Source organism: Paenibacillus ihuae, from assembly GCF_001368795.1.
GTDB classification, from domain to species: domain Bacteria; phylum Bacillota; class Bacilli; order Paenibacillales; family Paenibacillaceae; genus Paenibacillus_AQ; species Paenibacillus_AQ ihuae.
Genome location: NZ_LN831198.1, coordinates 1528094 through 1539392, shown reverse-complemented (window position 1 = coordinate 1539392; position 11299 = coordinate 1528094). Strand labels below are relative to the sequence as shown.

Genomic DNA, 11299 nt, shown 5'->3' with positions numbered 1-11299 from the left:
GCAGACCGGCTGCCGCGAAGGAATAGGGCTGCATCCCACCATACACAGAGAGTGACACCGAGTAGGGTGATCCGGCTGTTGCAGCCGGGAGTGAAACCGTGGCTACGCCAAGAGCGGGAGCTGTCACCCCCCAGCTTCCATCGCTGCTGCTGTGCGGCTTCATCAGATTCAGTGCTGAGGCATCCAGAGTGTCAAAGCTGATCTGCCTCAGATCCTCCTTGTTATTGTCAGTATCCGTGAAATCTGCCCGGCGGACTGACTTTTGCTTCGAGGTTCCACCGGTTTTGCCGGTCGGATAATCTAGTTCATAGCCGTCTATCACGGAACCGCTATCATTTCCGGCGGTACCGATCATATCAACATAGCCTGCCGGCTTGTTCTGGAACGGATTAGCCGTATCCAGCAGATCGGTACTGCTAAGCAGCACAACCTTCATCCCTTTATTATAGAAAAGAATATCCTTCCAGGTCTGGTCAGCTTTACTGCTGATATCACTCTTAAAGGCCGGATTGCCCTTGCTGTCTGTGATTAAATAGGAGGAGTGCGCTTTAATCATGCCGTTCAGGTTCAGTTTACTCCAGGCTCCGTTCATGGTCGGATCAGAATATTGCAGGGACCAGCCGCTTAAATCAACAGCAGAATCCGTAGGATTATAGAGTTCAATATATCCGTTAGAGAAATAACCGCCCGTGGTTGCCGCATCCCCGCCGCCATATACCTGGTTTACGATAATATGGGGAACGCTCACACTATAGCTGCCGTCAGTAGTATAAGGAGTACCTGGAAGAAGCGCTGCAGCAGCTGCCGCCGGGCCTGCGCTCCATGCGGGAACGAGCGTCAGTTCAGCTGCAAGCAGCAGGGAGAGTAGGGTTGTGCCTGATCTTTTCAAGTCGTTGTCACTCCTATAGATTATTTTTAACAACTATAGTGGACGAGTATTTGCTGATATCCAGAGTTACATCAAATGAACGTAAACTGCAGAAACAACCGGGGTCTCCATTTGAAAAACGGCTAACATTCCGCTGACCCGAGGCAAATATTCGCCTGCTATGATCAGGGCAACAAGAGTCCTGGAGGGGATATTGATGCGTCTAGCTTTGTTTACGGACACCTATCTTCCGCAGACCAATGGGGTTGCCCGCACACTCCACCGCCTGACCGGCCATCTGAACCGCCGCGGAATCGAGCACCTGCTGTTTACCCCGAAACCGGCCTCTGGACAAGACGACAACGACCCGGTCCGCAAAATTGCCAGCATTCCATTTTTCCTGTATCCTGAATGCAGATTAGCGCTGCCCCATATGTCCTCCATTCACAATGAGCTGCGGGCCTTCAGCCCGGATCTGGTGCACATGGCAACCCCGTTCAACCTCGGCCTGTGCGGCCTCCGCTATGCCCAGAAGCAGAACCTTCCGCATGTGGCTTCCTACCACACCCACTTTGACCGTTACCTTCAATATTACCGGATGCGCAGAATTGTCCCGCTGTACTGGAAATACATGAAATGGTTCCACCGGTCCTGTGATGCGATTCTAGCACCCTCCCAGGAAACCATCGGCTCCCTGCGTGCACACGGATTTTCCGGGTTGCGCCTATGGTCCAGAGGCGTTGACTGCGGTCTTTACACTCCAGAGAAGCGTTCAGCGGATGTACGGGAGCTTTACGGGAGCGAAAACCAGCTGCTGCTTATATATGTAGGCCGAATCGCCCCGGAAAAAGATATTGCCACCCTCCTCGCCGCCATGCGGCTTCTGCCGGATTCCATTGCCTCCGCAGTACACCTGCTCATTGTAGGCGATGGTCCGCAGCTGCCGGAGCTGCGGGCCGCAGCACCTCAGAATGTCACCTTCTCCGGCAGCAAATATGGGCAAGAACTGGCGGAGCTGTACGCCGCAGGCGACCTGTTCGTCTTCCCCTCCTGTACCGAAACCTTCGGCAATGTCGTGCTTGAAGCCATGGCTTCGGGTCTTCCTGTCATCGCGGCGGATGCCGGCGGCTCGCGGGATCTGGTCGTGCCGGGCCGAAGCGGGACACTGTTTGAGCCGCATCAGCCGGCGGCAATGGCTGAGGCGATATGCAGGCTGGCGGAGCAGCCATTGCTGCGAATGGCTATGGCCCAGGAGGGGCGGCGGCTGGCGCTTGGCCGCTCCTGGGAGCATATTTTTGACCGGCTGATCAGCGATTACGAGGAGGTTATTGAAGACCGGCGGATAAAAAGTCCGGCAGGGATTTTTACAGCCTAGAGAATTAATTCCTTTCAAAAAAAACAGCGCTCTCCAGCCATCCTTACGCAGGATTATTGAAGAGCGCTATTCCACATTACAATTGGTGTTATGAGTTCAGATTATCATTCTTATATTTCTCGGATATCTCCTGAAACTTATAGCTGCACTTTACGAAGATGTCTACGATATCGGGATCAAAATGCCGGCCGGCATCGGCGACGATAATCTCTACTGCCTGCTCATGCGGCATCGCTGCCTTGTACACACGCTCGCTGGTCAGCGCATCGTACACATCGGCAACAGCCATCAGCCGGGCCGACAGCGGAATCTGCTCGCCGGAGAGCCCTTCCGGATACCCTGTGCCGTTCCATTTCTCATGATGGGAATAGACAATTTCCTTAGCGAACCGGAGGAACGTCTCCGGACGATCCATCAGCTGCTCGGCACGCAGAACCGCATCTCTGCCCAAGGTGGTATGCGTCTTCATCACTTCGAATTCCTCATAAGTCAGCTTGCCCGGCTTCAGGAGGATGTGATCAGGAATGCCGACCTTCCCGATATCATGCAGCGGGGCAGACGTAACGATCAGGCCGATATGCTCGGGGCACAGCCTGCCTGCATATTTGTCCGTCCGGCTCAGCTGTGTGGCCAATTCCTCAATATACAATTTGGTTCTTTGAATATGGTTGCCGGTCTCCGTATCCCGCATTTCGGCCAAGGCGGCCATCGCCATCACCGAAACCTCCTGAATTAATGAAATCTCCTTCATCCGCCGGGATATTTCCGCCTCAAGATATTGATTTTTGTCCGCAAGGAAATCCTTCGACCGCTTCAACGTTAAATGGGTCTTTACACGCGACAGCAGAACCGGTGAGCTGATGGGCTTGGTAATATAATCTACCGCTCCAGAATCAAAGCCCTTATTCTCATCCTCTACCTCTTCCTTCGCCGTCAAAAAGATCACCGGAATCTCCCGCAGCGTCCCGTCCTCCTTCAATCTCCGGCAAGTCTCGTAACCGTCCATTCCCGGCAGCATAATATCCAGCAGGATCAAGTCCGGCGGAGCAGCTTTGGCAATTAGCAGACCTTTCTCTCCGTTTGTGGCAACCTTAACCTTGTATTGTTCTTTTAACAAACCGCTAAGCAGCGTAATATTGTCCGGCGTATCGTCAATGACGAGTATAACAGGTCTGGAATCCAGCATATTTACATCAACCTCTGTTCATAATTTCGATCTCTTATGGCCTTCCGGGTAAGGGAGAGGGCTTCCTCATATTCAAACATGCCCAGATTGTACTCCAGCTGTCTCAGCTCATCTTGTGTCATCGCAAGTGCTAGTACGCTCCTTACAGATGCAAAATAGTCGACAGCTTCACTATCACTGTCCTTCAGCATATCCTCTAACCGGCTGAGCAGCTTTACTGGAGGTTCATTCTGCTGCTCAGGTATGAACTTTGCTGCATTATGGTGATCAGAGCCGCCCAGCTGCCCGAGGATTTCCTCAGAGCTGGCATGAACCGCCGCTTCGAGCCTGTTCAGAAGCTGCTCCAGCTCTTGCGGCCCAGCAGGGCTGTCTAGCATTTTACCCAGGAGGCCGGCCAGCTTCTGGACATCCGTAACTCCAATATTACCGGAGACCCCCTTCAGATTATGAGCAAGCCTTAAGGCTGCTGCCGTATCCTTTGCCCATAACGCCTTACGCAAGCTTGCTACCGTTTCACGCTGATTTCCGGCATATTTCAACAGCAGGCTGATGTACAGTTCCCGGTTGTGTCCGACGCGGCTGAGCCCCTCTCCGGTTTCAATACCCTTCAACCGCAGGAATGGCAAGGTTTCAGTAGAGCGCCTGAAATCAGCTGCCGTTCCGGCACCGTCAGCTGATTTCAGGATGATTCCATGCGAAACCCATTTGCCGATCGTAGTAAACAGAATATCCGGATCAATCGGTTTGGCAACATGGCCGTTCATCCCGGCTGCGAAGCAGCGTTCCCGCTCTTCCTGCATGGTACGTGCTGTCATCGCAATCATAGGCAGCTCGGGAACCAGCTCCCGGATTCTTGCCCCCGCCTGAAAGCCGTCCATTTCCGGCATCTGCAGATCCATCAGCACAATACTGTAAGGTCTTTCCGCAGACATGGACTCCACCATCCGCACCGCTTCAGCCCCGTTCGCAGCAATATCCGGCAGCAGCCCCTGGCTTCTCAGCAGCTCAGCTGCAATCTGCCGGTTAATCTCGTTGTCTTCCACCAGCAGGACACGGGTGCCGGACAGCCGGTAGTCTTTTTCCTGCACATCAATTGTCGTTACCGGAACGGATCTTGCTGGTAAACCTGTAGCCTGGACTAAATCGAACCATGCCGTAAACGCAAAGGTACTGCCTCTGCCTTCCTCACTATCCACCCAAAGACAGCCCCCCATGATGCCCACCAGCTTGCGGCTGATTGCCAGGCCCAGACCCGTTCCCCCAAACTTCCGCGTAGTGGAGCTGTCCGCCTGCGTAAAGGCCTGGAACACCTTGGTTTCCGTCTCTTTACTCATGCCAATTCCTGTATCACGTACACTGAATTGAAGCTTCACCTTACTGTCGATTCTGCTGTGTTGCTCCACCACAATCGAAACTTCACCCGCCTCGGTGAACTTAATCGCATTGCTTAGCAGATTGGTCATGATTTGGCCCAGCCGAAGCGGATCGCCACTAAGACGCGAGGGGACTTCTGGCGGGATTTCACACAACAGCTGAAGCCCCTTCTCGTGGGCTGTCTGGCCCGCTAAATCCAGTGCCCCTGAAATCACATCTGTTAAGACAAATTCCGTATTTTCCAGTTCCAGCTTGCCTGACTCCACCTTTGAGAAATCTAGAATCTCATTGATAATGCCAAGCAGCGAAGTACCTGCATTATGAATTTTGGAGAGATAGTCCTGCTGTTTCGGATTAAGTTCTGTCTTAAGCGCCAGATAAGCTAAGCCAATAATGGCATTCATCGGCGTCCGGATCTCGTGGCTCATATTTGCCAGAAATTGCGATTTGGCTGCAGTCGCCTCTTCCGCCAGATTCAGAGCATGCTTCAGCTCCGCTTCCTTCCGTCTCGCTTCGGTGATATCTTCGGACACAATGAGCAGATACAGCGGCTGTCCCTCCACATCCAAAATGGGCAGCTTCGTGGTCCGAACATACCGCAGATTGCAGTGTTCGCTGTCATCGGGAATGATATCGATCTCGCTGAGGACCTGTCCTGTTGCAATTACCTTTTTGTCCGATTCAATCATCCTCCGGGCAATTTCCTCAGGGAATACCGATTTAAGTTCCAGGTCGCCAAGCTCCTCAGGAGTAAGGCCCAGAAAGTCCGCGCTGGCCTGATTCCCCATGAATACCTTCAACGTCCGGACATCCTTGACCGTAATCATTACCGGAATATGGCTGATAATGGCATTGAGAAAATTCCAGTTATCCAGGATCTCCTTCTCTTTGTGCTTCAGATCGCTAATATCGGTCATAATCCCAAGGTATCCGCCCACGGAATCATCCGACAAACGGTAAGCAGACAGCGTATAAAGAATATGGTGCGTTTCACCGCTCGCAAAGGTTCTCTGAATCTGGCGGATCGAAGACTGGCTGCTCTCCGTTACCTCAGCCATCATCTCACGAAGATTGTGGTACGCGTCCTTAGGCAAATGGGGAAGATCGCGTATCGGAATGCCGGCCAGTTCGCAGCCAGACACTTGAAAAGCTTGCTCATAGGCGGTATTGCAGCCCAGAAAACACTGCTGGTCATCAATATAAAAAAGCGGATGCGGCAGGGAATCCATCAGTTGGGAGGTGAAATAGAGCTGATCCGACAGCTCCTTTTTGATCTGCTCGTACTCGAAGACATCCTTCTTTTTATTTTTGAATACAGCGAAACATAAGATCAAAATAAGAATGACGAAATTGAGGAACACCTCTACCGATAAGCCTTTAAGCAGTACAACCAGTATGTAGATTGCTATAACCATCCCTAAGATGCTTGCTTTGCCTTTATCCATCCGCCGCCAACCACCCTTGAATTCAATAGTTTATCTCCTGCCGAAGTGTAATTGTCCTGTAGTGTTCCATTCTAAACTCCTATGCTGAGGTACTACTACTCTTTTTTTCGACATTATTCAGCAAAACGATTAGCCCGTCCAAGTCTCCAAATAGGGAGATCAGACGGGCTGATAGGGGGAACAGCAAGATAATGTTAAGGAACCGGTTACGATCCGCTGTTTCTTTCTTTTATGTAGTAGTCATCATACGGTAAATCGGAGCTTCGCTCTATCCTCTGATAACCCAAACGATGTAGAACGCTGATTCTTGCCGTAGCCTGCGGCACTGCCTTAGTCAATATACTGGAGAATGCAAAATACTCGCCAAACCGCGACTCTAACAGCTCCAGAATCTCGCAAAGCACTGGTTCCCGTTCATACCCGGATTTAAGATCAAGCCGCAAAATTCCGGCTTCATGCTGTCCGCCAGCGGATTGCAATGTCCTGGTAAAAAACTCCACCGTCCCGATCACCTTGCCAAAAGTCTGCTCAATAATGCTGAACCGTACAAATCCCCGAGCCCGGTATTCTGCGAGCCAGGCTTCAATCGTGGCCTTCATATCATCCAGCAGGTGCATGCTGAAGCCGTAAAGACAGTTGTCGCTGTTAAACAGGGGAATGGACTCCGGGTCCGAATAGCACCCGAGTAAATCTTCAGCATCCTCCTGCTGTACCAATCTTAGCAAAAAGCCACCGGTATCAAATACAGGACAAACGGTGTAAGGGTCCAGTAACTTAATCTCCATCTCAAGCCCTCCTTATGGTGTGAATATCTCCATTATAAACGGGCAATCCGGACAACTGTCTGTCGTCATTCCCTTCATACTTCTGTACAATCATCCGGGCATGGCTTTGCAGCCTCAGGCGCAGCGATTCCGGTTCAAGTACTGTACATTGGCCGCCGAGCAGCAGTAGGGTAGCAAACCAGCCGCTCTCTTCCTCAGGAACCGTAAATTCCATCACCAGTTCAGTGCACCGTTCTTCCAGCAGCCTCGCTTTTGGAAAAGCCTCCTCCAGCTGTACTCTCCGATCTGCCGGACAAGCAAGCTTAACTGTGATATTGGCCCGACGATCCTGATGATCGGCAAGCAAACGCGCTGCATTCCCATGATCCTGTGTATAAGCTTCGCCGGTGTTCTGTATCTCCCTGATCCGCGAGAGCCGGAACAGCCGGTAATCCCTCCGGTCACGGCAATAGGCGAACAAATACCACGCGTACCATTTATACGACAAAAGCAAGGGCTCTACGCTCCGGCTGGAAACCGTCTGCCGGGCATTCGTATATTGAAACCGAACCGTACATTTTTGGCGTATAGCTTCCTCAATGACCTCAATGTACTGTACGGTTCCGCTCCCCTCGCGCAGCACTTCCAAATCCAGCTGTAACGGCTGTACTGCCTCACTGCCTTCAGGAGATAAGGACAACATCTTTTCTACCGTTTCCTCTGCGCGTCTGCTGTTATATCCGGAGACAAGGCCTCTCAGCGCGGCTACAATATACTTATAATCCTCCGGCTGGAGCAGCTGCCGGTTCATTTTGAAGCTGTCCAGAATGTAATAGCCCCCATTAACGCCCTGAATCGAACCTATGGGAATTCCGGCAAGACCGATCGATTCCATATCACGCTGGATGGTGCGGGGGGAGACTTCATATTTCTCCGCAAGCGTACGGGCGCTGACTACCTCCCGGTTAAGCAGATACACCACAATCCCGAGCAGCCGGTTAATTTTCATCTCATTTCTCCGCTCTCGATGATTGCCACTCCTTCTCAAGCAGTCCATACGCATACGTATCATGCCAATTTGGACGGCCCAGTTCATCGTTTTTGAAATATCCGGTCTGCAGGAAGTGGCCTTCCCGGCGCAGGTTCAGTCTCTCCAGCAGCCGCCAGGACGGCGCATTATCAGGATCACAATGTGCAGTTACACGCCGGACCTGCAAAGAGGTAAAGCCGTATTCCAGCAATTTACGGCAGGCCTCCGCCGCATAACCGCAGCCCTGAAATTCGTTATTGAACACATAGCCCAGCTCCCAGGTCCGGAAATGATGCGGCATCTGCTGCTGAAAATATAAATTGCCGATCAGCTTCCCCGAATCGTTCAGACAGACTGCCCAAAACGCCGGATCCCCCGAACGCCGCAGCGCCTCTGCCCTGCTCTCTGTTTCGCTATGAACACCATAGGGCTCGAATTTGACGACTTCCTCGACGGAAAGGTACTCATGCAGATCCTCTCCATCCCCGGGCTGGAAGCGTCTTAAAATTAAACGCTCTGTTTCTAATCCTTCCATGCTTTGATCATCCTTAATCTGTTTTTTATGAGGAGATCTTCAACTGTAATTCCCTGTCGATTATACCCCTGATATTGTTGACCACATTGGTGATGCTGAATTTGCCTACTGACTCTTTGACGAATTGCGGATCCGGCAGCTGCTCCGGATGATTGATGATCTGCTGCATGGTCGCGGCGAGACCTTCAACATCCCCCACAGAGACCAGCCAGCCGTTGCTCTCCGGAATGACGATTTCTGCAGGTCCGTGCTGGCAGTCTGTACTTAAACAAGGAATACCTCTGGCCATTGCTTCCAGCAAAACCAGCGGGAACCCTTCGAAGTTAGAGGTCAGCACCAGTGCCGACGCACGCGGAATTTCTGACCAGGGATTTTTAAGCCAGCCCATCCACTCAATCCGCTCATTAATCCCATAGGATCCGGCCAGGTTATAGACCTCCTCCCGGTCCGGCCCGTCACCGACAATTACCGCTTTCCATTCTCCCTCAAGCTTAGCCATGGCTTCAATTAAATCGCGCACTCTTTTCTGCCGGTTCTCCAGCCTTCCAATGTAGAGAAATGTAGGGACTTCAGGCCTTGCCACTTCCCGCACCTCAACATCAACAGGATTATGGGTTACGAAGATTTTATTGTTCGACCCGCTGCCTACTACATTATGAATCTGCTCAGCGATCCCCTTGCTGATCGAGAGATGAAAATCGGCGTATTTCAGCAATTGGACCTTCCAGAGCGTGGACAGTTCATTATGAACCCAGCTGCCCACTGGAGTTTTGCGGTTCATAATCCGCATCATCCATTTGCAGTAACAGACTACATTCGGATCACAGCCAATGATAACATCCGGCTTATACTGCCTGATTTGCCTGAATAGCGGAAGCGTGAAGCTATACCTTCTCTTAAGCGCATTGTCCGTCCGCTGATCACCAATCTCCACATGATCAATATCCTGCAGCCAATCCTTGTCCAGCGAGCCGCCCATGAGAAACATCTTGACCTCATCCTGATTTCTGCCTAGCTCCTGCATTACAGTTCTGAAGACAGCTTCCATACCGCCTAACCCGGAGCGTTTATTGCTGACAATCGCGATTCTCATTTCCCAACCTCCTAACAGTTCTGATAAGACCACATCGTTCACAGAAATATACAAATCGGAGAGCGGAAGCAATGATCCATTTTTTCCCTTTTAAAATCTACATGGATTATACATTATTTTCTATATATTTTCATTTTTAATTTTATTTGCAGTAAATGAAGCCTGCTTCCAGCGCTATACAATATAATATATATAGTGAACTTAAAGTTTTTTAGAGTACAGGTCAGTCGCATCTACGGTGGATGTTTGGACTTTCGGCCGCTGTTGTCCCCTGATTTCTTGATTTTTTTCTATGTAAGCGGGTGAAATCCGGAGACAAAGGCGGTCGCTATCGCTCCTACAGTTCCAAAATCCCCCTCCGGCACTCCTTTGTTATCTCAAGTTTTCTAGTTCAATCTATAATAAACCTAAAAAATGCCCCTCCTATTAAAGCGAGGGACAGCTTGTAATCTATCGTGAATAATAACATTCCAGCCTGTAACAGCGTCTAACCAAGGAGGTGATCTCATTCATGAAAAAGTCGATCCTTCTACTCAGCTTTATCCTTCTTGCCGCCTGCTCATCCCCAGGACAAAATGCTCAACAGCCTCCGCAGCCTGTTCCTTCAGCAGATATCCAGACCGTCCAAGCACTAGCCTCCTACCCGTTCCCGCTGGTGAAATGGAATGACCGGGTATACGCCATAACGGATACATCTGTTACAGAAATTGATCAGGAAATTGGAGAGATTACGCTGCAGTCCAATGAGTGCATCCAGGGTTCCCCTAACAATTTCTCAACCACGTTCAAGGCGGGCAGCAAACTCTATGCTATCCAAGGTATTCCCGTGGAGGAGGCTATCGCCGTAAGGGCAAGTGAGCACGAATATATTAAAGTTATTGCTCCCGCCACGGAATAATCCGGGCTATTTGCGGATGCCGCTAAGGCTTCCGCCCTGTACGAATAACCGTTCAATATTGCGCTGCACCGCCGGATCAGGGATTAACGGCGGCGCCTGGTGAGGCTTCACGCGGGCGTCGATAATGACATTGTCGCAAGACCAGTGCTTAAACTGTACCGTGCTGTTCACGCCATATATATCGTGAGAAGGGTTGCTCCGCGTAAAGGTTGCCCACAGGAAATTGCTCAGATCCTTACCCATAAAGCCGCTGTCATCACAGAGGATAATCATCGGGCAATCCGCTAGCGGGCCTTGCGCTTCAATAGCAGCGCTTAAGCGGCTCATTTCCAGTTCAGCTTCCCCGTAAGTACTAAACGCCGGGCCTTGCAGCGCAATGATGCCAGGCAGCACCAGCTTAGCCTCTCCGAAGCTTTCCAGCGCCGTCAATGCCTGCGGCACCTCTGTGCATAACCTTCTCTTCTGCTCGCCCACTGCCGCAAAAATCACCTTGCTGCCGCTGTTGATCCCCGTTCCCGAATAATCCAGTGTATCAATCGTAGTGTTGGTCTGGAAATGAATATCGCGCCGCAGATCTATCCGCTCCAGAATATAAGTCAGGAAATCAGCAATGTTATGCGTGCTGATCGGCCGGTCTTCTTCTGCAGTGATGAACAGATATTTGGCCAGGCTAAGCTGGCCGGTTCCCAGTACCCGGTTGGCAATGGTCAGAAGCTCCGCCGGCTGCTTCA

General features: G+C 51.2%; 9 protein-coding genes and 1 pseudogene. 2 read left to right on the top strand and 8 right to left on the bottom strand.

The window, feature by feature from the left end:
• On the bottom strand, window positions 1–889 hold an 889-nt coding region (locus tag AQR02_RS33665; protein WP_245237172.1), incomplete at its 3' end, for a lamin tail domain-containing protein.
• Window positions 890–1085: 196 nt separating this feature from the next.
• Here AQR02_RS33665 and AQR02_RS06805 point away from each other — a divergent pair.
• On the top strand, window positions 1086–2243 hold the full coding sequence (locus tag AQR02_RS06805) for a glycosyltransferase family 4 protein (protein WP_054939935.1): 1158 nt from the start codon (window positions 1086–1088) through the stop codon (window positions 2241–2243).
• Window positions 2244–2331: 88 nt separating this feature from the next.
• Here AQR02_RS06805 and AQR02_RS06800 read toward each other — a convergent pair whose 3' ends face one another.
• From AQR02_RS06800 to AQR02_RS06775, 6 genes are all read right to left on the bottom strand, one after another.
• Window positions 2332–3429 (bottom strand): response regulator, encoded by a 1098-nt coding sequence (locus AQR02_RS06800; RefSeq protein ID WP_054939934.1) that lies wholly within the window; start codon window positions 3427–3429, stop codon window positions 2332–2334.
• A 2-nt stretch (window positions 3430–3431) separates the two neighbouring features.
• Window positions 3432–6248: an ATP-binding protein gene (locus AQR02_RS06795; protein WP_054939933.1), complete on the bottom strand. Its 2817-nt coding sequence runs from the start codon at window positions 6246–6248 to the stop codon at window positions 3432–3434.
• A 206-nt stretch (window positions 6249–6454) separates the two neighbouring features.
• Window positions 6455–7033 (bottom strand): GNAT family N-acetyltransferase, encoded by a 579-nt coding sequence (locus AQR02_RS06790; RefSeq protein WP_054939932.1) that lies wholly within the window; start codon window positions 7031–7033, stop codon window positions 6455–6457.
• Window position 7034: 1 nt separating this feature from the next.
• Window positions 7035–8021, bottom strand: coding sequence for a helix-turn-helix transcriptional regulator (locus AQR02_RS06785; RefSeq protein ID WP_054939931.1), 987 nt, complete (start codon window positions 8019–8021; stop codon window positions 7035–7037).
• Window position 8022: 1 nt separating this feature from the next.
• Window positions 8023–8577: a GNAT family N-acetyltransferase gene (locus tag AQR02_RS06780; RefSeq protein ID WP_054939930.1), complete on the bottom strand. Its 555-nt coding sequence runs from the start codon at window positions 8575–8577 to the stop codon at window positions 8023–8025.
• Between the two features lie 25 nt (window positions 8578–8602).
• Complete coding sequence (locus AQR02_RS06775) at window positions 8603–9670, bottom strand: glycosyltransferase (protein ID WP_054939929.1); 1068 nt, start codon at window positions 9668–9670, stop codon at window positions 8603–8605.
• A gap of 511 nt (window positions 9671–10181) precedes the next feature.
• On the opposite strand from AQR02_RS06775, the gene AQR02_RS06770 reads away from it, so the two are divergent.
• Window positions 10182–10568 (top strand): hypothetical protein, encoded by a 387-nt coding sequence (locus tag AQR02_RS06770; RefSeq protein ID WP_054939928.1) that lies wholly within the window; start codon window positions 10182–10184, stop codon window positions 10566–10568.
• 6 nt (window positions 10569–10574) lie between these two features.
• On the opposite strand, the pseudogene AQR02_RS33660 reads toward AQR02_RS06770, so the two are convergent.
• A pseudogene (locus AQR02_RS33660) lies at window positions 10575–11299 on the bottom strand (UbiD family decarboxylase domain-containing protein); the annotation flags it as partial.